The 22,036-nt window shown below is 33.0% G+C and carries 23 protein-coding genes and 1 pseudogene; 15 read left to right on the forward strand and 9 right to left on the reverse strand.

Going from position 1 to position 22,036, the window contains the following annotated elements; translation table 11 throughout:
* The first annotated feature begins 178 nt into the window (after nt 1-178).
* The 6 genes from pxpA (at nt 179) to G7034_RS11545 (ending at nt 4,109) form a co-directional block, all read left to right on the forward strand.
* Nucleotides 179-916, forward strand: a complete 738-nt coding sequence (gene pxpA / locus G7034_RS11520) for a 5-oxoprolinase subunit PxpA (RefSeq protein WP_166401106.1) — start codon at nt 179-181, stop codon at nt 914-916.
* Nucleotides 909-1,613 carry a 5-oxoprolinase subunit PxpB gene (gene pxpB / locus G7034_RS11525; RefSeq protein WP_166401107.1) on the forward strand — a complete coding sequence of 235 codons (705 nt, stop codon included), beginning with the start codon at nt 909-911 and terminating at the stop codon, nt 1,611-1,613. Before pxpA ends, pxpB begins: the two co-directional genes overlap by 8 nt.
* Nucleotides 1,610-2,476 (forward strand): 5-oxoprolinase subunit C family protein, encoded by an 867-nt coding sequence (locus G7034_RS11530; protein WP_166401108.1) that lies wholly within the window; start codon nt 1,610-1,612, stop codon nt 2,474-2,476. Before pxpB ends, G7034_RS11530 begins: the two co-directional genes overlap by 4 nt.
* A gap of 91 nt (nt 2,477-2,567) precedes the next feature.
* Nucleotides 2,568-2,975: a Holliday junction resolvase RuvX gene (gene ruvX / locus G7034_RS11535; RefSeq protein ID WP_166401109.1), complete on the forward strand. Its 408-nt coding sequence runs from the start codon at nt 2,568-2,570 to the stop codon at nt 2,973-2,975.
* A gap of 12 nt (nt 2,976-2,987) precedes the next feature.
* Entirely contained in the window at nt 2,988-3,578 is a 591-nt protein-coding gene (gene def, locus G7034_RS11540) for a peptide deformylase (protein ID WP_166401110.1), read from the forward strand.
* A gap of 81 nt (nt 3,579-3,659) precedes the next feature.
* Nucleotides 3,660-4,109, forward strand: coding sequence for a DUF5606 family protein (locus G7034_RS11545; protein ID WP_166401111.1), 450 nt, complete (start codon nt 3,660-3,662; stop codon nt 4,107-4,109).
* A gap of 147 nt (nt 4,110-4,256) precedes the next feature.
* Here the strand turns inward: G7034_RS11545 and G7034_RS11550 are convergent, their stop codons facing one another.
* Nucleotides 4,257-4,748 carry a YkgJ family cysteine cluster protein gene (locus tag G7034_RS11550; RefSeq protein ID WP_166401112.1) on the reverse strand — a complete coding sequence of 164 codons (492 nt, stop codon included), beginning with the start codon at nt 4,746-4,748 and terminating at the stop codon, nt 4,257-4,259.
* Between G7034_RS11550 and G7034_RS11555 the strand changes: the two genes are divergently transcribed.
* Entirely contained in the window at nt 4,747-5,484 is a 738-nt protein-coding gene (locus G7034_RS11555; protein ID WP_166401113.1) for a class I SAM-dependent methyltransferase, read from the forward strand. The two genes, G7034_RS11550 and G7034_RS11555, sit on opposite strands and share 2 nt — an antisense overlap.
* On the opposite strand, the gene G7034_RS11560 is transcribed toward G7034_RS11555, so the two are convergent.
* The 3 genes from G7034_RS11560 to G7034_RS11570 all read right to left on the reverse strand — a co-directional run bounded on the left by G7034_RS11560 (nt 5,477) and on the right by G7034_RS11570 (nt 8,548).
* Complete coding sequence (locus G7034_RS11560; RefSeq protein ID WP_166401114.1) at nt 5,477-6,307, reverse strand: sugar nucleotide-binding protein; 831 nt, start codon at nt 6,305-6,307, stop codon at nt 5,477-5,479. The two genes, G7034_RS11555 and G7034_RS11560, sit on opposite strands and share 8 nt — an antisense overlap.
* 280 nt (nt 6,308-6,587) lie before the next feature.
* Nucleotides 6,588-7,670 carry a glycine cleavage system aminomethyltransferase GcvT gene (gene gcvT / locus G7034_RS11565; protein ID WP_166401115.1) on the reverse strand — a complete coding sequence of 361 codons (1,083 nt, stop codon included), beginning with the start codon at nt 7,668-7,670 and terminating at the stop codon, nt 6,588-6,590.
* A 128-nt stretch (nt 7,671-7,798) separates the two neighbouring features.
* On the reverse strand, nt 7,799-8,548 hold the full coding sequence (locus G7034_RS11570; RefSeq protein ID WP_166401116.1) for a peptidylprolyl isomerase: 750 nt from the start codon (nt 8,546-8,548) through the stop codon (nt 7,799-7,801).
* Between G7034_RS11570 and G7034_RS11575 the strand changes: the two genes are divergently transcribed.
* Nucleotides 8,536-9,177: an NUDIX hydrolase gene (locus G7034_RS11575; protein WP_166401117.1), complete on the forward strand. Its 642-nt coding sequence runs from the start codon at nt 8,536-8,538 to the stop codon at nt 9,175-9,177. The genes G7034_RS11570 and G7034_RS11575 overlap by 13 nt on opposite strands.
* Before the next feature lie 112 nt (nt 9,178-9,289).
* Complete coding sequence (locus tag G7034_RS11580) at nt 9,290-10,117, forward strand: lysophospholipid acyltransferase family protein (protein ID WP_166401118.1); 828 nt, start codon at nt 9,290-9,292, stop codon at nt 10,115-10,117.
* A gap of 68 nt (nt 10,118-10,185) precedes the next feature.
* Here the strand turns inward: G7034_RS11580 and G7034_RS11585 are convergent, their stop codons facing one another.
* The 5 genes and pseudogenes from G7034_RS11585 to G7034_RS11605 all read right to left on the reverse strand — a co-directional run bounded on the left by G7034_RS11585 (nt 10,186) and on the right by G7034_RS11605 (nt 14,707).
* Nucleotides 10,186-10,935, reverse strand: coding sequence for an SDR family NAD(P)-dependent oxidoreductase (locus tag G7034_RS11585; RefSeq protein WP_187349898.1), 750 nt, complete (start codon nt 10,933-10,935; stop codon nt 10,186-10,188).
* Between the two features lie 90 nt (nt 10,936-11,025).
* Nucleotides 11,026-11,757 (reverse strand): annotated as a pseudogene (locus G7034_RS11590) (ABC transporter ATP-binding protein); the annotation flags it as partial.
* Nucleotides 11,758-11,881: 124 nt separating this feature from the next.
* Nucleotides 11,882-12,808 carry a T9SS type A sorting domain-containing protein gene (locus tag G7034_RS11595; protein WP_166401119.1) on the reverse strand — a complete coding sequence of 309 codons (927 nt, stop codon included), beginning with the start codon at nt 12,806-12,808 and terminating at the stop codon, nt 11,882-11,884.
* 72 nt (nt 12,809-12,880) lie between these two features.
* The gene (locus G7034_RS11600; protein ID WP_166401120.1) at nt 12,881-13,558 is read right to left on the reverse strand and encodes a DUF3291 domain-containing protein; all 678 of its coding nucleotides are present in this window, start codon (nt 13,556-13,558) and stop codon (nt 12,881-12,883) included.
* Between the two features lie 111 nt (nt 13,559-13,669).
* Nucleotides 13,670-14,707 carry an AI-2E family transporter gene (locus G7034_RS11605; RefSeq protein WP_166401121.1) on the reverse strand — a complete coding sequence of 346 codons (1,038 nt, stop codon included), beginning with the start codon at nt 14,705-14,707 and terminating at the stop codon, nt 13,670-13,672.
* A 489-nt stretch (nt 14,708-15,196) separates the two neighbouring features.
* Here G7034_RS11605 and G7034_RS11610 point away from each other — a divergent pair, with 489 nt between their 5' ends.
* The 6 genes from G7034_RS11610 (at nt 15,197) to G7034_RS11635 (ending at nt 22,018) form a co-directional block, all read left to right on the forward strand.
* Entirely contained in the window at nt 15,197-15,610 is a 414-nt protein-coding gene (locus tag G7034_RS11610) for an IS1/IS1595 family N-terminal zinc-binding domain-containing protein (protein WP_166401122.1), read from the forward strand.
* Between the two features lie 113 nt (nt 15,611-15,723).
* Complete coding sequence (locus tag G7034_RS11615; RefSeq protein WP_166401123.1) at nt 15,724-16,959, forward strand: hypothetical protein; 1,236 nt, start codon at nt 15,724-15,726, stop codon at nt 16,957-16,959.
* A 12-nt stretch (nt 16,960-16,971) separates the two neighbouring features.
* Nucleotides 16,972-17,232 (forward strand): DUF4212 domain-containing protein, encoded by a 261-nt coding sequence (locus tag G7034_RS11620; protein ID WP_166401124.1) that lies wholly within the window; start codon nt 16,972-16,974, stop codon nt 17,230-17,232.
* An 11-nt stretch (nt 17,233-17,243) separates the two neighbouring features.
* A complete protein-coding gene (locus G7034_RS11625) occupies nt 17,244-19,031 on the forward strand; it encodes a sodium:solute symporter family protein (RefSeq protein WP_166401125.1) in 1,788 nt (595 codons plus the stop codon).
* Between the two features lie 93 nt (nt 19,032-19,124).
* Nucleotides 19,125-19,319 carry a hypothetical protein gene (locus G7034_RS11630; RefSeq protein ID WP_166401126.1) on the forward strand — a complete coding sequence of 65 codons (195 nt, stop codon included), beginning with the start codon at nt 19,125-19,127 and terminating at the stop codon, nt 19,317-19,319.
* Nucleotides 19,319-22,018, forward strand: coding sequence for a sodium:solute symporter family transporter (locus G7034_RS11635; RefSeq protein WP_166401127.1), 2,700 nt, complete (start codon nt 19,319-19,321; stop codon nt 22,016-22,018). The genes G7034_RS11630 and G7034_RS11635 overlap by 1 nt, the downstream gene beginning before the upstream one ends.
* The last annotated feature ends 18 nt before the right edge of the window (nt 22,019-22,036 follow it).

Consider the following 22,036-nt stretch of genomic DNA (forward strand, 5'->3'; position numbering starts at 1 on the left):
ATTACAGTCTTAGTAGGCTAAGATTTATAAGTAGTTATTATTCAATAAAAGCTGAATAATGCACTGCCATACGCTTAGTTTTCTTTATTTTTACCAATCTATGATTTTTTGCTTTTGTGTCTAAAAATTAGCTTAAATTCTTACTAGTTATTAAACTAAATTTTAATCCATTCAAAAAATGCAACCAAAAATTGATATTAACAGCGATTTAGGTGAAGGCGGCGCTCTTGATGCTTCTATTATGCCGTTTATAAGTTCTTGCAATATTGCTTGCGGAGGTCATGCAGGGAACATTAAGTCAATGCAGGCTAGTCTTGATTTAGCCAAGAAAAATAACCTTAAAATTGGTGCCCATCCTTCGTATAAAGATTTTGAAAATTTTGGTCGTAAGTCTATTAAAATCTCCTCTTTAAAGTTATATACCGATTTGGCTTTTCAGTTAGAAAATTTTCACGAAATAGCCAGCAAAAATAAGTTGACAGTTAATCATTGGAAACCTCATGGCGCATTATATAACGATTTGTTTTTTGATGAAGCTAAAGCTGAAGTGATTTTAGAGCTGTTTTATGATTTTGGATTTGAAGGTGAATTATACGTTGCTCCTGGTTCAAAAATGAAAGAACTTGCTTTACAAGAAGGATTTAAAATAAGCACTGAAGCTTTTGCCGATAGAAACTATCAAAGCAATTTACAATTAGTACCTAGAAGTTTGCCCAAAGCTGTTATTACATCACCAGAAGTTATTGCAGAGCGACTTTTAAAAATGATACTTACCAAACAAGTAATTAGTTTAGAGGGGGAAATTATAGACTTTGATTTCCAAACAGTTTGTTTGCATAGTGATACTCCAAACGCAATTCAAATTGCATCGTGTATTCATAAAACCTTACAAAAAAACAATATTCAAATTGGTTAATTACAATTACCATATACAGGATTTCTTTAAACTGAATAATCAATTTTTATTAATTCAGCTAAAACAGGAAATAAGCCCATCAAACTTACAAGCCATTTTACACATAAAAAGTAAAATTGAAAAGCTTTTTCCTGCTGCTTATGTGTATTTTACTTATGCAGAAATTGGTGTACGATTTCCTTATTTTGAAGACATAAATGAAAAGCTTGAACAGTTAAAAGAAGTTTTTTTATCAACTGAAGAAGAAGCCTTAAATCTATCTTTAACCTCAAAAACCATTGAAGTTCCCGTTTGTTATTCTCCTGAAATAGCTCCTGATTTAGGCTATTTTTTAAAACATAAAAAACTGTCTTTAGAGGAGTTAATTGAATTACATACTTCTCCTCAATACCTTGTTTATTTCATTGGTTTTTTACCAGGCTTTTTGTACTTAGGAGGCTTGAATAAAAAATTATTTTTCCCTAGAAAAAACACCCCTTCACCAACTATTGAAGCTGGAAGTGTGGGGATAGGTTATGAACAAACGGGTATTTACCCTCAAGATAGTCCTGGCGGATGGCACATTATAGGCAAAACTCCACAGCAATTATTTGATGCTAGTGCAACAAAACCAGTTGATTTTCAAGCGGGTAATAAGCTCAAGTTTAAATCGATTAGCCTAGACGAATACAAATCTCTTACTACTAAGAACTCATGAAAAGTATAGAAGTTATTTCGCCTGGAATGCACACTAGTTTTCAGGATTTAGGTAGAGCAGATTATGCTCATTTAGGTTGTCCTGTAGCTGGAATTATGGACGAATATCATGCCAAGTTAGCCAATACGCTTGTGCAAAATTCGGTAAAAGAGGCGGTTTTAGAAATAAGCCTGAAAGGGCCAGAATTAAAGTTTTTACATTCAGCCTTAATTTGTGTAACTGGATTAGGAGCTGAGGTTTTTGTAAATGGGCAGCAGAAGAAAATTAATTTTGCTTTTGTTGTGAAAGGCGGCGATGTTTTAGAGATTTCAAGAATTACTCAAGGAAATCGAGTTTATTTTGCAGTTCATGGTGGTTTTAATGTAGTGCATACTTTAGGAAGTGCTTCGCATTTTCATCCTTTAACAAAGCACCTAAAGCTTCAAAAGAATCAAGAAATACAGTTAAACAAAGTAAGTTTAGAGTTCAATAAACTTCATTTGAATGCTCATGTTTCAGTAGAAAATCAACATTATTTTTTATCTGAGATTGAAGTTGAAAAAGGGCCAGAATTTAAGCAGTATGCCAAGCAACTTTTACCTCAATTAAAGACGGGCGAATTTCAAGTAAGTAAAAAATCTAACCGAATGGGAATTGAATTACTTCCTGCATTGAAGTTAACTTCACATTCTATTTTAACCAATGTAATCCAACCGGGTTGTGTTCAATTAACACCTTCAGGAAAATTGATTGTTTTAATGAAAGATGCACAAGTTAGCGGAGGTTACCCAAGAGTACTGGTTTTTCCACAGCGTTCTATGGATGTCTTGAGCCAAAAAAGAGTAGGAGAGAAGCTTTATTTGTGCTTCAAACAAGAGACTTAACTAAGGATTTATTCAGTCTAGGTATTTAAATCTTCTTTTACTTTCCTTTTCTTTAAGTATTAATTAAATTTGTGCCGTAGAAAAAGAAAAGATGGCAAAAATAATGGCCTTAGATTTTGGAATGAAGCGAACTGGAATTGCCATTTCTGACGATTTAAAGATGGTAGCTTCAGGTTTAAAAACAGTAGAAACGAAAGATTTGATGCGTTTTTTAGAAAGCTTTATTCCAGAAGAAGAAGTAGATACTTTGGTAGTGGGAGCACCATTTCATACCGATGGAACGCCTACCGCTCTAGAAACCAATATCACTTATTTTATTGAGGATTTTTCGGTTTTATTTCCGCAGATTAAAATAGAACGTATAGACGAAAGATTTACTTCTAAAATGGCGGTTCAAAGCCTAATTGATGGCGGTATGAAAAAGAAAAAACGAAGAGAAAAAGGAGCTATAGACCAAATGAGCGCCACCATTATTTTACAATCTTATATGTACAATTAAAATTCGAAAATTATGATTCTTCCTATAGTTGCCTACGGAAACCCAGTGTTAAAAAAGAAAGCTAAAGAAATAGACCAAGACTATCCCGAGCTTAACACACTGATAGATAATATGTGGGAAACCATGTACAATGCGCATGGAGTAGGTTTAGCTGCCCCACAAATTGGCTTACCTATTCGGTTGTTTATTGTTGATGCAAGTCCGTTTGCTGAAGATGAAGACTTAAACGAAGCAGAAAAACAGCAGTTAAAATCGTTCAAAAAGACTTTTATTAATCCAAAAATTCTAGTAGAAGAAGGAGACGAGTGGGATTTTAACGAAGGTTGTTTGAGTATCCCTAATGTTAGGGAGGATGTGTTTAGAAAACCTGATATAGTAATTGAGTATTTGGACCAAAATTTTAATCAGCAAAAAGAGGAATTATCAGGATTAGCCGCAAGAGTTGTTCAACATGAATATGACCACATAGAAGGAATTCTTTTTACAGACCATCTTTCAAGTTTAAAAAAACGATTAATTAAAGGAAAACTTAAAGCTATAGAAAAAGGAAAAGTAGATATTGACTACAAAATGAAGTTTCCACTAGCCAATAAAAGAAGGTAAAAATCATTTTTTTACTCATTTGATTTTGCCAACAAATTAAGAGGTTGCATATTTGCGCACCAAAAACAATAAAACAGATAAATGAACTTCGATAAAATACTATCTATTGCTGGTCGCCCTGGTCTATGGGAAATTAAAGCACAAACAAGAAATGGCGTTGTTGCTCAATCTTTAGTTGACGGAAAAAAACTTCCCGTTAATATTCAAAACAATATTAGTATTTTGGCAGAAATTGCTATTTATACCTATACTGAAGAAGTTCCACTTAGAGAAGTTTTTCAGGCTATAGGAGAGAAAAACAACTTTAAAAAAACCATTTCTCATAAATCATCTAAAACAGAATTGGAAGATTTATTTCAAGAAATTTTACCTGAATACGATGAAGACCGTGTGTATGCAAGCGACATAAAAAAAATCATACAGTGGTATAACTTGTTGGTAGAAAAAGGAATAATCGATTTTTCTAAGGAGGAAGAAGAAGCCAACCAAGAAGAAGAAAATAAAAAAGAAGAAAGTAAAAAGGAAAATTAAAGTATAGCTTCCTCAGACGAAATGAGCTTATAAATACAACCAGTTATTTTTAAAAATAACTGGTTGTATTATTTTTAATTGAAGCTTTGATTTTATACTAAAGATACCAATTTAGCATTAGCTTTACTCACAGAATAAAAAAAGAAGTTACTTAATTTTTTCTTGCATCTTTTCTACAATATTATAAGCAGCGGGACAGATGGCTACATTTTTTTGCGTTAGATTGGTAATTTGATGAAATTTTTTGCGATTAGTATGCGGAAATTCAGCGCAAGCCTTGGGTCTTTGTTCGTAAATTAAACAAGTATTGTCTGGAAGCAAAAAAGTACACGGCACTTGTTGTAAAACATAATCCTTGTCTTCATCAATTTGTAGGTACGTATCAATAAAAACTTGGGGTTTCATTTTTAAAAACTTACTTATTCTAATAATATCTTTTTCAGTAAATAGAGGACCAGTTGTCTTACAACAATTAGCACAATTTAAACAATTAGTTTTTTCAAACTCTTCGTCGTGTAAATCCTGCATGATTAGATCTAAGTTTTTTGGCGGCTTTTTTTTCAGCTTTTTAAAAAACTTTGCTCTTTCATTATGTGTATCTTTGGCGCGTTGAGGTAAATTCTTTAAAACTTCTTTCATGGAGCAAAACTACTTATCAAATTTAATAGTACCAAAACAAAAAGATGTTTTTGGCCAAGCCGCATTAGATTTTTTTAAAACCAAGCAAGTTAAAGACATTCACGTGTTTGCAGAAAATTTTGAACCAGATTATATTCCGGTAGATTATCTGTTTAGAGCTTTTGATGAAATGCCAATTTTAGAACGAAAAGCCTTAGCCAATGCTTCTGGAAATGTATTAGATGTTGGAGCAGGGGTAGGAAGTCACTCGCTTTATTTACAAAATAAATTACATCTAAATGTAAAAGCCATAGACCAATCTCCTGGCTCAATAGAAGTCGCTAAAATGAGAGGCGTAAAGCAAGTTGAGCTAACCAACTTCTTTAACTTTTCAGCTACTGAAAAATTTGATACTTTATTAATGCTTATGAACGGCATTGGAATTGTTGGAACTTTAGCCTTTTTACCTAATTTTTTTGAACAGGTAAAAAAGCTACTTCTACCTCACGGAAAACTAATCTTAGATTCTTCAGATTTAGTTTATTTGTTTGATAAAGAGGAGCTTAATGAAAAACCTACTTATTACGGAGAAATGCGCTATCAAATTGGCTATGAAACCATTTTTTCAGATGAATTTGACTGGCTGTATATTAGTTTTGAAGAGCTTAAAAAGCAAGCTAAATTAAACGGGTTCTCTTGTCATTTATTGGCCTCTGGTGCGCATTATGATTACCTGGCAGAATTGAAACCTATTTGATTTCTATGGATTTTAAAATGACTTCATCCATGCTAATTTGCAGATGAGATGGAAGTAAGTGGTGTTTTGGAACAGGAGCTAAAAATCGGTCTTCGTTAGCATCATATACTTGTTTAAATAAAGGGTCTTCGAGTTGAAGTTTAAAGCAAATTTCTTCAATTAACTCGTTATGATGAATTAAATCTGAGCTTCCTAGGTGGTAGATTCCATTTAAATTCTGATTTATGATATAGTGAATTTGCTGCGTTAATTTTGAGAATACAGTAGCATTAATCACTACATTAGGAAAAACTTCTATAGCTTCGTTAAGTTCGAATAAGTGTTTTATTTTCTTAATTCTAGGCGAATCGTGCCCGAAAATCATAGGTAATCTTGCAATACAATAATGGGCATCTGGCAGACGCATCAATAAATTTTCAATTTTGATTTGAAACTTACCATACTTACTTAATGAAAGTGTTTTATCGTATTCGTAAGAAGGATAATTGGTGAATGCATCAAATACATTTGAAGATGAAAAATACAGAATTTGAAAACCAAAATTAAGCGCTAAGTGTGCTAATTCCTGATGGACTTCAACTTGGTTGGTAGCTTCTGTCCTAAAGGCAGAAATAACCACATCTGGTTTAAATTGCTTAATAAAGTAAAACGGACTTTCTTCTTGCGCATCCCATTGTTCAAAGCGTTTGTTCTTATGGAGTTTTGGTAGCCCTGTAGCGTAGGTGGCATAAACATCAAAATAGGCTTGCAGTTCTTTGTAGAGTTGTCCTCCCAAAAAACCACTTCCTCCTAAAATTAATATGCGCTTACTTTTCTTTGCCATAAAGCACCAATTTAATATTAACTCTTGTTCTCTAACTTATTTCTGATAGTTTTTTTCATTCAGCTAAGTGGTTTTAAGTATTTCAACTCTATTCTAATTACAATATAACTATTCTTAAAATTTGAAATTGTAGTTCAATTAATCGCTATACTTAACTTCATTCATAAAAAACTCTTTTTCAATTTAGCTTAATTTTCAATAAACACCTATGAAATGGGAGTAATTCAATAAAAAAACAGGCACAACAAGTTGCGCCTGTTTTTTTAGTTTTAAAACTAGGTTAAGCTTTGTAAAATGGAGTTTTAACCACTTTAGCTGGTATTTTCTTTTTCCTTACCTGAATATAAATAGGCGTATCTAACTTAGAAAATTCAGTTTTTACATACCCCATTCCAATTGCTTTTTTTAAGCTAGGCGACATGGTACCTGAAGTAACTATGCCAATTTCTTCATTATTTTCGTTAAGAATTGGATAGTCTTTTCTTGGAATTCCTTTATCTTCTAATTCAAAACCAACAAGTTTTCTTTTAGCACCTTCTTCTTTTTCCTTTTTTAAAGCATCAGCATTAATAAAATCTTTGGTAAATTTTGTAATCCAACCTAATTTTGCTTCAATAGGAGAGGTGGTTTCATCAATATCATTTCCGTAAAGGCAGAAACCCATTTCTAACCGAAGTGTGTCTCTTGCCGCTAACCCTGTTGGCTGAATACCAAATTCTTTTCCTGCATTCATGACAGCATGCCATATTTTTTCAGCGTCTTCATTTTTAAAGTAAATTTCAAAACCTCCGCTTCCAGTATAACCTGTTGCCGAAATAATTACATCGTTACATCCCGCAAAATCAGTTTCTTTAAAGTGATAGAATTTAATTTCGCTTAAATTTTCGGAAGTCAAACTTTGCATTGCTTCAACTGCTTTTGGACCCTGAATGGCTAAAAGTGAGTAAGCATCAGATTGATTGTCCAATTGTGCATCAAAAGTATTGTGTTGATTAATCCAATTCCAATCTTTTTCAATATTAGAAGCATTCACCACAAGCAGAAACTTTTCAGCAGAAAATCGATAGATAATCAAATCGTCTATAATACCTCCGTTTTCATTGGGAAGACAAGTGTATTGAGCTTGCCCATCAACCATTTTAGAAGCATCATTAGAAGTTATTTTCTGAATTAAATCGATGGTCTCAGGTCCGGTAACAAAAAACTCACCCATGTGGGAAACGTCAAAAACTCCCAAGTTTTTTCTTACGTTTTCGTGCTCGCTATTTACACCTTGATAGGATACTGGCATCTCATAACCGGCAAAGGGTACCATTTTAGCACCTAGTTGATGATGTACTTGATTTAAAGCTGTTTTTTTCATGTATATTTCTTATTTATAATCACATAATCATCCTCATAATTTAAAAGGAATTACGAAAATTAAAAAATGCTTTTGCAAAAGTATAATTTTAAATTTTCAAACCTTTAAAATTATAGCATTGTTTGTTATTAAGGACGATATACTTCTACTTCCATACAAATATCAGAAATAGGCCATTCACTTCCATTAACTTCTACACTTGCTATTTTTTCAACAACCTCCATTCCGCTTACCACCCGTCCAAAAACGGTGTGGTCCTCGTCTAAGTGGTGGGCTCCATCTTCTTTAGTAACAATGTAAAATTCAAATGGCGACGAGGCATTGCTTACGTTCTGTTCAGAAAATTTAGCCGCAGCAAGAGCTCCATATTTATGCCTATGAATACGTTTAAATTCGTTTGGGATTAAGTAATTTCCTATTTTTTCTCTCATTTGTGAGGTAGAAGTACGGTCCGAATTTCCTCCCTGAACAACAAAATTATCGGCTACTCGATGAAAACAAGTAGTATTAAAATAACCCAATTTTGCTAGGCGAACAAAATTTAATCGATGCAACCTTGGTCCTGCATATAATTGTATTTCAATATCTCCAAACTCGGTTGTAATACGCGCCATACTCTCTTTATTTGTGCGTTCAAATTTGGTTAAATAAGGAATTAATTCTTCTTGAGTAATAGTTTCAATATGGGAGACATCTATCTTTTCTGTTCCATCTTGTGGAAGTTTTACCTCCGGTAAATCAGACTCTTCAACTCCTTTTGGCTTTTCTTTAGTAGCTTGGCTTTTAGCGTTTGATTTTTTCGATTTATCTTCGCTTTCACAAGCTAGAGAAAAGACTAAAATTAATATTAAACTAAAATACTTAAATGGATTTTTCATTGTTTAAAAATTTGGTGGCTAAAATAAGAAAAAATCCGCTACCCGGAAGAGATGCACACGCTATTATGACGCATGAAAGCAGAAGAAAAGAACTACTTGCCTTAAATTTTACTGATTTGGAAGCAAAATTAGCTTCTGTAATGGTCTTGGTATATCCTAATCAACAAGGAAAAGCCTGTATCGCACTAATTAGGAGGAATAAGTATCCTGGTGTTCATTCTAATCAGATTGGTTTGCCAGGAGGAGCTTATGAAAAAACTGATGTAAATGAAGAGTTTACTGCATTACGAGAAACAGAAGAAGAAATAGGGGTTCCTTCTGAAAAAATTGAGGTTATACAAGCTTTAACTCCTTTATATATTCCTCCCTCAAATTTTTTAGTGAGTCCCTTTTTAGGTTGTTGTAACGAGTTGCCTAATTTTATACCCCAAGTTACTGAAGTAGAAGAGATTTTAGAGATTAGTCTAGCAGATTTGCTTGCTGAAGAATGCATACAATTTAAAGAAGTCTCTTCGGCTTATATAAAAAAAACAAAGGTGAAATGTTTTTATCTGCTGGATGAAATTGTCTGGGGAGCTACGGCAATGGTTTTAAGTGAATTGAAAGCAATTTTAAAGAGCGAAAATTAAAAATCAAACAGTGCGTTTTAGCTTCTCAGCAGCATTAATCTCCTTTTTATCATTGGGCTTGTGTGCATACTATTAAATTTTAGTTACTTTTGCGTTTTTCAAAACACGATACATGGGATTGTTTAAGAAGAATCCGTTTGGACATTATTTATTTTTAAAGAAGTGGATTATTAGAGTGATGGGAGTTTTAACTCACCGAAGATATAGAGGCTTTAATCAACTTCAAATTGAAGGTTCAGAAATCTTGCGAAATTTGCCCGATAACAACGTACTTTTTGTTTCAAATCATCAAACTTATTTTGCTGATGTGGTGGCCATGTACCATGTTTTTAATGCTAGTTTAAGTGGGCGGGTTGATAATATAAAAAACGTGGGCTACTTGTGGAATCCCAAATTGAATTTGTATTATGTAGCGGCAAGAGAGACTATGAAAAAAGGTTTTGTTCCTAAGATATTTGCTTATGCAGGATCCGTGAGTATTGATAGAACATGGCGAGCTGGAGGCAAAGAAGTGAACCGACAAGTTAAAATGAGTGATATTACAAGTATAAAAAAAGCACTAGACGACGGTTGGTTAATCACTTTTCCACAAGGAACAACCACACCTTGGAAGCCCATAAGAAAAGGAACAGCTTACATCATTAAAAACCAAAAACCTATTGTCATACCTATTGTTATTGATGGTTTTAGACGTTCATTTGATAAAAAAGGATTGAGCATTAAAAAACGAGGTATTTTACAATCTATGGTGATTAAAGAGCCTTTAGCCATTGATTATGAAAATGAAAGTATTGAAGCAATTACTGAAAAACTTCAATATGCCATTGAACAACATCCTTCCTTTTTAAAAGTAATTTCTAAGAAAGAGCTTGAAGAAGCCGAAGAATTAAACGAACGAAGAAGGTATAGTTATGATTCATCAAAAGATGAAAACACCTAACAACCTGTCTTCGGTAATTTGCACTTTGCCAAAATCATTTGAAATAATAAGGTTTATGTCTTTTTAAGTTATTGAGCAAGGTAACCTCCATCTACAGGATGATAAGAGCCGGTAACAAATGAAGCTTTGTCGCTGGCTAACCACATAATTAACTCGGCTACTTCTTCAGATTTTCCTAATCTCTTCAACGCATGTAATTGAGTAAGCATAGTCAAAGTATCATCGTCTAAATTTTTAGCTAAGAGTGGAGTTTTCATGTAACCTGGTCCCACAGAATTAACTCTTATGTTTTCTTCTGCATGCTCTAGTGCAGACGCTTTGGTTAATCCGTTCATGGCGTGTTTAGAGGTTACATAAGCGGGCGACATTTGAGTCCCTACGCTTCCTAAAATTGAAGAGATATTGACGATGCTTCCTTTTCCATTTTTCCTCATGGCCTGAATTTGGTGTTTCATTCCGTAGAATACGCCATTTAAATTTATATTGATTACTTCATGCCAAGCTTCGGTAGGATAATCTCCTGTTTTTGCTTGTACGCCACCAACTCCAGCGTTGTTAATAGCTATATCTAACTTACCAAATTCATCAACCGCTAGGGTCACTAACTTTTGATGGTCGTTCTCATTCGCTACATCAGCTTTTAAAAAAACAGCAACTTTTTTATTGCCATTAAGTTGCTTTACTAATTTTTCACCATTATCTACATCAATATCCGAAAGTACAAGCAGCGCTCCTTCTTGAGCAAATAATTCAGCGGTTGCTTTTCCAATTCCACTGCTTGCACCTGTTATTAATGCTACTTTATTTTTTAAAATCATAAGTTTGAATATTTAATTGATTTAAAATTAAGCATTAAACTATGCTTGTTAGCTAATTAAAGATTAAAACAAAGTATTTACTGACCTAAATCAGTTTCTTTTATTGGCTACTCTAAAACTTTTACTTAGCGGATCAAATTCAATCAAATCCTTTGGAAATAATTCATTGAACGAACCGTTTTTAATTAATGCGGAAGGACTTCCTTGTACAGCCTTAGTTTGATTAATCAAAATAATTTGATCACAAAGTTGTATGGCTAAATTGATTTCATGTGAAGCAAAAATGACGGTTTTATTTGTTTTTACACATACTTCTTTTAGTAAATGCAATACTTGCGCTTTGTGATACATGTCTAAATGTGTAGTGGGTTCATCCAAAACGATTAATGGTGTATTTTGCGCAATGGCTCTAGCAAGAAGAACTTTTTGCAATTGCCCGTCGCTTAGTTCATTGCATTTTTTATGTTTTAAACTTTGTAGGTCAACTTCTTCAATGGCTTTAAGAATGATTTTTTTATCGCTTGCGTTATTTATACCTAACCAATTGGTATAGGGATGCCTTCCTAAACTAATTAATTCAAAAACACTTAAATTTTTAGAAATATGTTGATTGGTTAATACGAGGCTTATTTTTGAGGCTAAAACCTTGTCATTTAGTTGATTGATGTTAGTTTCGTTAATGAGCACCTCACCAGAAATAGGTGTTTGTACTCCTGTAATACTTCGCAAAAGAGTAGATTTACCAGAGCCATTTACACCAATTATAGCTATCATTTTACCGCTTTCTATAGAAAGATTTACATCAGAAAGAATGATTTGAGTAGCCTTTGTGTTTTTGTAACCTACAACTAAATTAGAAGTCTTTAAAATCAAATTTTGTTTTTGTCAAAAATAAAAAAACCGTTCTAAAGAAGAACGGTTTTAAAATATGAATCCAGAAATTAATTTAGTTTTTAATAAATTTAATAGTTTTACTAGCTTTTTCAGTTTCAATATTCATCATATAAATACCTGATGATAAATGACTAACATCAATACTGTTGTTTTGGTTTAGCTCAGCTTTTACCTTTTTTCCAGCTACATTATAAATATTAATTTGATTAATCTCTGATGCTCCTTGTCCGCTAATATTTAACTGATTTACAGTTGGATTTGGAAAAACACTAAAGCTTATATCTGCTATTTGTTCAACACTCATGCTTTCAGTCATTAGATTAATATTATCTATAAAAATTTCAGTTTGATTAAAAGAAGATAGGAATAATAGCTGTTCTATATTGGTAGCGGCATATACATCACCAGAAAGAATTAAGTTGTCACCTATATAATATTCAATAGTTTCATTAGGAAAATCATAATCAATTTTTAATTCAAACCATTGATTTTCGTCGTAGGACCCAACATTATTGAATTCTAATTGCTCTGGATCTGAAGCACTGGTGTTTAAAACAAATATATCACCATTGAAAAAAGCCACGCGAGAGGTTAAAAATTCCTGACTTGGACTCTGTGCAATTAAATTGAATTCGGAAGATGTTTCTTCATCGCCTGAAGCTATCCAAAGGTCAACGGTAAGACTTACCTCGCCATCAAATTCTAGTTCAGGACTTATGGTTCCTGTAATACCTCCGTCAGGCAAAGGACCTTCAGCATCACTTTCTAAATGTAAAGCATAGTCTCCATCACTAGAACGTTCATCAGTAATGTTGATTAAGCTAGATACATCTGGATTGGATAGCCAATTGTTTTGACCATTTATTTCTCCTAAGTTGAATCCTTCATCAGATTCAAAAGAAACAGAAAAATCTTGCGCATTGACACAAAATGTGCTAAATGCAATAAAAACAAAAAATAAATTGGTGATTTTTTTCATTGGTTTTAGTTTTAAATTAATATTAATAAAGTGTAAATTTAATAAAATATATTAATTAAAAAAATTTTAAAGTTAAAAATTTAAGAAATCGCCATTAATTTTGGTTATTATAAAACGACTAAACATTTCTTCGTTATACCATTTAATTGTACGGGTTTTTTTGATGGCTTCAATATGTTCTTTACTTTGATAAGCAAATTTAAATAAATCTTCCTTCGATTCCCAAATACTAAAAGTAGCCATTTCTTTAAACGGAACTTCACCAAAACCTTTGGTGTATAATAATCCTTTTGCATTAATGAGAGGCTTTTGCGACTTTGGAACAAATTTCCAAAAAGTAATCAGTTTAGACCATTTTATACTTGCTCTTGTTATAACTGCAATTTTCTGTTTTGCTAATTCTTCATCTTGACTAATAAATGGATTTTCTCCTCCCCAATTTCCTCTAGCTTGAATGTTACGCATAAATAAGATACTGTGTTTATTAGAATTTTTGAAATATTTTTGAAATAATTCACTACGGTAGATAAATTTTTCGGCCGCTGCTTGAGTTTCCCAAACCTGTAAAATTGAATAAACCCCCCAGTCTGGCAGTGGGTTAAAGCCTTCTTTACCGCTTCCCATTAGTTTGTAAAAAGAACAGCCTCCCGCTTTTTTTAAATGCTGATGAGCAAACTGCATCATCCCAAACGCCCATATTTTAGAAGAAAAATTAGTGTACTTAAATATGCTTAAGGTAGTTACTTGCATCAATTTTTATTTAAATTTTAAAGGTCGTAAATTATAACTAAAACTTTTCATGACATTAAAAAAAACCTTTTTTGTAAAGACTTTAGCAAGCTTTAAAAAAATAAGTAAAAACTATTTATCAATGATTTTTGAATAAGTTTCTGCTCCATATTCTTCTTTGTAAATTTTTACAATTAATAAAAACAAAGAAATCAATAATGGCCCAAATATCAATCCGATAAACCCAAACAATGGCACCCCTATAATTACACCTATAAGCGTAATTAAAGGATGTTCATCAGCCATTTTTTTCAAAACAAATAAACGAATTAAATTATCGCTAGAACCTATTACTACTAAACCATATATTAGCATTCCCACTCCTTCTGCTGTAGCGCCTTCGGCAAATAAAATAATGCAAACAGGTACCACGCCAATGGCTGTTCCTACAAAGGGTAAAACAGATCCAACCGCAGTAATAATAAACCAAAACCATGGGTTAGGAACATCAAAAATCCAAAACCCAATTAGCGCAATGAATCCTTGAAAAATAGCTACCATTGGAATTCCTATTGCATTAGCTCTAACTTTTTGAAAAGCCTCTTTGCCAATTCGTTTCAAATTTTCAACTCCAATAGGTACATAAGTTTCTAAAGTTGACTTTAATACTTTGTGATTTATCAACATATAAAACAACATAAAGTACATGATAGTAAGAGAAATAAATACATCAAAGGTACCAACAGCAATATTTTGAAGACTATTGCTAACCCAATCGGTTATGGAGCTTGCATTAAGCTGTGAAGCCAAATCATAACCTATATAGTCCTCTGCTATTTTTAGTTGGTTTTTTAATGCATTTACCAGCTGTTCCGAATTTTTTGAGGCTTGTCCTATTTTATTGGAAAGCATATATATTACTAAAAAAATTGGTAATACAATTAAAATAGTAGAAATGACTAAAATAATTGAACTGGCTAAGATTGAGTTCCACTTGCGCTCTTGCATTTTTAACATACTAGATTTAAAGATAACAAATAAAGTAATTGCGCCTAAAACTCCCGAGAAATAGGTAAGTGTTTTACTTAAAATTAAGCCTCCTAAAAGAATAATTAGAAGTAATATAAATACTTGTCGAATTAAAGAAGGGCTTATTTTTTGATTTTTCATGGTTTTTATTTTAAGTAGTTAAACTTTAGTTGTGTTTTTAATTGAACAATGATTTTTATTAATTCAAATCTAAACTACAAAAAAAAACACTTCAACTACTCCTTATCAACATTTAAGTTGTAGCTAAAAAATTGCAAAAATAAAACAATGACTAAGTTTTATAGGTAAAACGAATTAATCTAAGTAATTCAATATCAGCTAAAAAATGTTTTCTTAAACTTGCTAAAATTTTAAATCTTCGGTTTATTTGCTGAAGCTTTTTTTGATTGTTCAAGATAAGTAAATAGTATTTTTACTTTCTTTATAAAATTTAAGATTCTTATTATTTTTTATTTTTAATAGATTTTGTTTTGTATAAAGCGATTTTTGTTGCACATTATGCATAATGAACTTTCATAAAGACTAAAAACTGATTTTACTTCAAAATTAGCTATTAAAAATAATATGTATATTGTGCTAAATTAATATATTTATGCTAAAATAATATATATGAATTATTGTCCTCAATGTCAGTCCAACAAAATTGTAAAAAGCGGTATAGTAAACCACCGCCAACGTTACAAATGTAAGTCTTGTAATTATTATTTTACCGTTAATAAATTAGGAAAAAAAATAGATCAGTACTATGTTACGAAAGCTTTGCAATTGTATTTAGAGGGCTTAACTTATCGAGAAATAGAACGGATTATAGGAGTTTCTCATGTAAGTGTTATGAACTGGGTGAAAAAATATAATATTCATAAAGTAGAAAACCAGGACTATCATCCAACCTATAAAATACTTGGGCAATCTGAGTTAAGTAACTTTTTTTCAAACCAAGAAAACACTAAAGGGGCAGGAATGATAGTTACCGAATTAGGCGATAAATACATGGTGATTAAATGGGAAAGATTTAAAGATTAACTATAGAAGTTAACCCATATATATATTCTATTTTTATTAACAAAGCTTTCTTCTGAAGTTTGAAACAAGTTTTTTGCAAAAAACAAATTAATATTTTTAAAACTTGTTATAAAATGAATACTAAAATTACGATACTAATAATTTTTCTTTTTGGAGGAATTATTTCAAGCTTCGGACAAGGTTCACCTTATTACAAAGGAGGATTTAAAATTAAGTTTGATGATAAAGACGAAAAATACGTGCGCATAATTACTTGGGCACAAGTTCAAGCTAATTATGATGATTCTAGAACCCCCTCAGATACCGATCCTGATCCTTCTGATCTTTCTTTTCAATTAAGGCGGGCAAGAGTTTTGGTCTATGGACAAATTGTCAAAGATTTTCTTGTATTAACCCATATTGGCGTTAACTCGCTTAATTCAAATAACATGCATCCAGTGGGAGGTGAAGGTACTCCACAGGTTTTTATGCATGATGCTTGGGCGCAATATAATGTAGCTGAAAATCATGTGTTAGGAGCTGGACTTCATTATTGGAATGGTTTATCAAGACTGAGCTCTCAAGGTACTCTAAACCTTATGACTATGGATAACGACCGAGCTTCTTGGTCAAATCTAGGTTTATCCGATCAATTTGCGCGACATGTTGGTGTATTTGCTAAAGGAAATTTTGGTCGTTTACAATACAATGTAGCGATTAATGAATCAATTTCAAATACCTTAGATAATACTAGCCTAAATTCTGAAAGCGCAGTGTACCAAGGAAGAAATTTATTGGGATCTGCTAATGCAGGAAAAAATTACACGGGTTATTTTGCCTACAATCTGTTGAACATGGAGTCAAATTTTCTTCCTTATAAAGTAGGCTCTTATCTTGGTACACAAGAACTCCTTAATATAGGAGCTGGATTTTTCCACCATCCAGATGGAGCTGTAATTTTAGATAATCAAGGTGAACTTCAAGGAGAAAATGTTAATCTATTTGCGCTTGATGTGTTTTATGATGTTCCACTTGGTGAAAATGGTTCTTCATTAACTGCTTATACTAAATATCAGTACAACGATTACGGAACAAATTACCAGTTTGGTCCATACGCTAGCGGAAATATGTTTTACGGACATGCAGGCTACTTGCTTCCAGGAAAATTCGAGAATACTAGGTTTCAACCTTATGCTTCGTTTAATTTAACTACTATTGATGCTATGGATGATGACAGAACCATCCTTGGAATAGGAGGCAATGCCTACCTAAATGGTCATAATTCTAAACTTACTTTAGAATACCAACGAGAGAATTTCAACGGACAAACTTTTAATCGAGTGAGTCTTCAAGCAATGATTTATTTATAAAATTCAAAAACAATGAAGAATAAAGACAAAAATGCAGTCGCTTATTGGAAAGAAAACGTCAAGTATCTTTTCATCTTACTCAGTATTTGGTTCTTGGTTTCCTATGGAGCAGGAATCTTATTTAAAGATTTTCTTAACCAATTTAGCTTGGGTGGTTTTAAACTTGGCTTTTGGTTTGCACAACAAGGTTCAATTTATGTATTCGTAATCCTAATTTTCGTTTACGTTAGAATCATGAATAAGTTAGATAAAAAATACGGATACGACGAATAAAAACAACAACTATGGATGCTCAAATTTTAACATATATTATTGTAGGTGCAACTTTTGCCCTTTACATTGGAATTGCTATCTGGTCTCGCGCTGGATCTACCAAAGATTTTTACGTAGCTGGTGGTGGTGTAGGCCCCATTGCAAACGGAATGGCTACTGCCGCCGATTGGATGTCTGCTGCATCATTTATTTCTATGGCTGGTATTATTGCCTTTATGGGCTATGATGGTGCCACATTCCTAATGGGATGGACCGGAGGTTACGTTCTCCTAGCCTTATTACTCGCCCCCTATCTAAGAAAATTTGGAAAATTTACCGTCCCAGATTTTATTGGTGATCGGTATTATTCTAAAACCGCTAGAGGTGTTGCCGTTTTCTGTGCGCTCATCGTGTCTTTTACTTATATTGCAGGACAAATGCGCGGTGTAGGGGTAGTTTTTTCAAGATTTCTTGAAGTTGAAATTAACACAGGTGTGTATATAGGAATGGTCATTGTTCTTTTTTATGCCGTATTAGGTGGGATGAAAGGTATTACTTATACTCAAGTAGCTCAATATTGTGTCTTGATTTTTGCGTTTATGGTCCCGGCTATATTTATTTCTATTCAATTAACCGGCAATCCAGTTCCTATGTTAGGAATGGGGGATACGCTGGTTAGTGAACCTGATGTTTATCTGCTCGATAAAATTGATGGTTTAAGTGATGAGCTTGGGTTTAGTAAATACACCGATGGTTCTAAAAGCATGATTGATGTAATTGCAATTACTTTAGCGCTTATGGTGGGTACAGCTGGACTACCTCACGTTATTGTTCGTTTCTTTACCGTTAAACGGGTTAAGGATGCTAGAAAATCAGCTGGTTATGCCTTATTGTTTATTGCTATTTTATACATTACCGCTCCAGCAGTTGCTGTTTTTTCTAAAGTGAATTTAATTGAAACTGTTAGTGAAAAACCTTATGAAGAAATGCCAGAATGGTTTACCAACTGGGAAAGCTTGGGCTTAATAGGTTGGGCTGATAAAAATGGTGATGGTAAAATCCAATACTTAGGCCCAGATAGAAACGGAGGAGTGGCTATTGATGGAAAAACTCCAGAATTTAGTGAAGGTGTTGGCCAAAGTGGAGAGCGAATTGTTACCAACCCATCTGAAAATCAAAATGAACTGTATGTAGATAACGATATAATGGTAATGGCTAATCCAGAAATAGCTGAATTACCTAATTGGGTAATTGCACTTGTTGCCGCTGGATGTTTAGCCGCTGCGCTTTCTACAGCAGCAGGTTTACTGTTGGTGATTTCTTCTGCAGTTTCGCATGATTTAATCAAGAAAATGATCAAGCCAGATATTTCAGAAAAAGGAGAGCTTATTGCTGCGCGTCTTTCTGCTACAGCAGCTGTGGTTATTGCCGGTTATTTTGGAATCAATCCTCCAGGTTTTGTGGCGGCTGTTGTAGCACTTGCCTTTGGCTTAGCTGCAGCTTCATTCTTTCCGGCTATTGTTTTGGGTATTTTTTATAAAAAGATGAATAGAGAAGGAGCGGTTGCAGGTATGATAACAGGGGTAACTTTAATGCTGTTTTACATGTTGAAATTCAAATTTGACCTCTTTGGAGGTGGTGGACAAGATGATTGGTGGTTTGGAGTCTCTCCAGAAGGTTTCGGAACCATAGCTATGTTAGCCAACTTTATCGTGTCTTTGACTGTATGTCAATTTACTAAAGAGACCCCAGAGGATGTTCAAGAAATTGTAGAAAATATCAGAATACCTAGCGGTGCTGGTGAGGCTACAGGTCATTAATAAGTTTAAAAAAATACCTAAGGTAAACCGATTTCATGGGTTTGCCTTAGGTTATTTTTATTGAATGATGTATTTTTAAAGAAATTTAGTACAATGAAGAAAAGACATCAGCAAAAATTAATTATTTTAGGAATTGGTTTAATCTTCTTGTTTAACTTTCCATTTATAGCTACTTACAATAGTGAGCAAGCTATTTTTGGTTTTCCAATGTTTTACTTTTTTGTTTTTATAATTTGGCTTATCAGTATTATAGTTTCTTATTTGGTATTAAAAAAGTATTTTGATTAATGAGTAAATTAGCACTCATATTAATTATTTTAGCTTACTTAGGGGTTCTTTTTCTTATTGCTTATTGGGCGGAGAAAAATCATACTTCTAAATGGGTTAATCACCCTGTAATTTATGCGTTATCGCTTGCGGTTTATTGTTCTGCTTGGACGTACTACGGAAGTGTAGGAATGGCAGCCAGATCTGGAGTAGAATTCCTTACCATTTATATTGGCCCTATTATTGCCGCACCACTTTGGATTTTCCTCATGCGAAAAATCATTCAGCTATCTAAATTGTACAATATTTCAAGCATAGCCGATTTTATTTCGCTTCGCTACGGTAATAACCGTTCTTTAGGAGCTATAGTTACTTTGGTTTGCGCAGCTAGTATAATTCCCTATATCTCACTTCAGTTAAAAGCTATTTCAGAAACTTTTGAAATAGTTACTACTTCAACAATAGGTATTGAAGGAAATTCTGTATTAACCGATTCTACTTTTTATATCGCTATAATCTTAGCTGTTTTTGCTTCTTTCTTCGGAACCTTAAGCTTAGACGCTTCAAAAAACAGAAAAGGGGTTATGTTTTCTGTAGCATTTGAGTCGGTTTTAAAACTGTTTTTCTTTTTGATTATAGGAGTATATGTTAGCTTTTATCTTTTTGATGGAACAACCGATTTATACGCCAAAGCTTCCACAGAAATTGATCTTCAAAAGTTAAGTACGATCAATACAGATTACGGAGGAATTAATTGGTACTTTACTATTGTTCTTTCTTTTTTAGCTATATTTTTACTTCCTAGACAGTTTCAAACTTCTGTTGTAGAATATACTAACAGAAAACAACTTAAAACTGCTATCTGGCTATTTCCTCTCTATCTTCTGCTATTCAATGTGTTTGTAATATTCATTGCTTGGGGAGGTCTTCTTCTCCTAGGAGATGAGGTTAATGCCGATTATTTCACCTTGTTAATTCCCATGAGTTTTGGGCATAATTGGTTATCTATTTTAGTTTTTTTAGGAGGTCTTTCAGCAGTTATTTCAATGGTGGTGGTTTCAACTTTGGCACTTTCTACTATGCTGAGTAACAACCTTATTATTCCTTATGGATTCATCAAAACTTTTTCAGAAAATAAATCTTCACAAAATGAAAAAACCATTAAAACTATTCGAAGAATAAGTGTTTTTGTCTTGATCATTTTAGCTTACTTATTGTATTCTTCGTTTAATCCTGAAATTTCATTGTTTTCTATTGGCTTAATTTCGTTCCTAATTATCGCTCAATTGGCTCCTAGTTTTTTTATTGGAATGTTCTGGAATAGAGGTTCTTCCTTAGGTGCTAAATACGGTCTTTTAGCAGGATGCTTCGTTGTTATTTATACTTACTTAGCTCCTTTTTTTACAGAAAACATCTTTGATTATTCTTCTTTTGCAAGTCAGGGACCAATGCAAATTAATGCCTTAAAACCTTATGCTTTATTTGGGGTTGATTTTTTAAATCCAGTGAATCACTCGTTGTATTGGAGTCTGTTTGTGAATCTTAGTTTTTACTTGATTTTTTCTATTGTTAAAAAAGGCGATTACCGAGAAAGAAATTACGGCGAAATGTTTGTTAATAGTGAAGAAGTGGCCCAAATGAAAGAAACGGCTTACGTTTGGAAAGGTGAAGCTTATGTTGAAGATATTCAGAATATTTTAGTCAAATTTATAGGCGAAAATCGCGCTCAAAAGGCCATCCGGATTTTTAGGAAACGCTACCAAGTAGATCCTAATGAACGCTTAGCTGATGGAAGGTTTATAAATTTTGCAGAAAAACTACTTACGGGTGCTGTTGGAAGTGCTTCAGCAAAAATATTAATCGGCAATGTAGCTAAAGAGAAACCGGTTTCCTTAATTGAAGTGCTAAAGATTTTGGAAGAAAATAAAGAGGCGATTTCTGAAAGTAAAACGCTTCAAGAAAAATCGGAGCAGCTCCTAAAATTAACTAACAAATTGAAAATGGTTAACCAAGAACTTAAAATTCAAGACCAACTGAAAGACGATTTTTTAGATACGGTTGCACATGAACTGAAAACTCCAATAACTTCTATTAAAGCTAGCTGTGAAGTGCTTTTAGAGGATGAAGATATGCCTGCCGATATACAAGAACAGTTTTTAAATAACATTAACCATGATACCGACCGACTTACCATTTTAATTAATGATATTTTAGATTTGGAGAAGCTTTCTTCTGGAAGAGATGAGATGAACTTTCAAACCAACTCACTTTCCGCTTGTATTCAGGAAGCTATTGAAGGGGTACAAAGTATTGCTAATAAAAAGCAAGTTTCAATCAATTGGAAGTCAACTTCTAAACTAAAACTGAAATTCGATTATAATAAAATGATTCAGGTGTTCACCAATGTGTTGTCTAATGCCTTAAAGTTTGTTGAAGAGGGGAAAGGTAAAATAGACATAAGCGTAACCGAAGATGAAGAGTTTTACTTTTGTAGCTTTAGCGATAATGGCAAGGGAATTCCTGAAGAAGACTTACAATTGATCTTTAAAAAGTTTTATCAATCAAAAAACCAAATGCTAAAAAAACCAACAGGAAGCGGATTTGGCTTAGCTATTTGCAAACAAATTGTTGATTTGCACGAGGGTGAAATTTTTGCTATTTCAAAGCTTCAAAAAGGAGCAGAAATCATAATTAAATTACCACACAATCATGAAAATTAAAAATCTAATATTAAAAAG

The organism is Psychroflexus maritimus (assembly GCF_011089875.1).
Classification (GTDB): Bacteria; Bacteroidota; Bacteroidia; order Flavobacteriales; family Flavobacteriaceae; genus Psychroflexus; species Psychroflexus maritimus.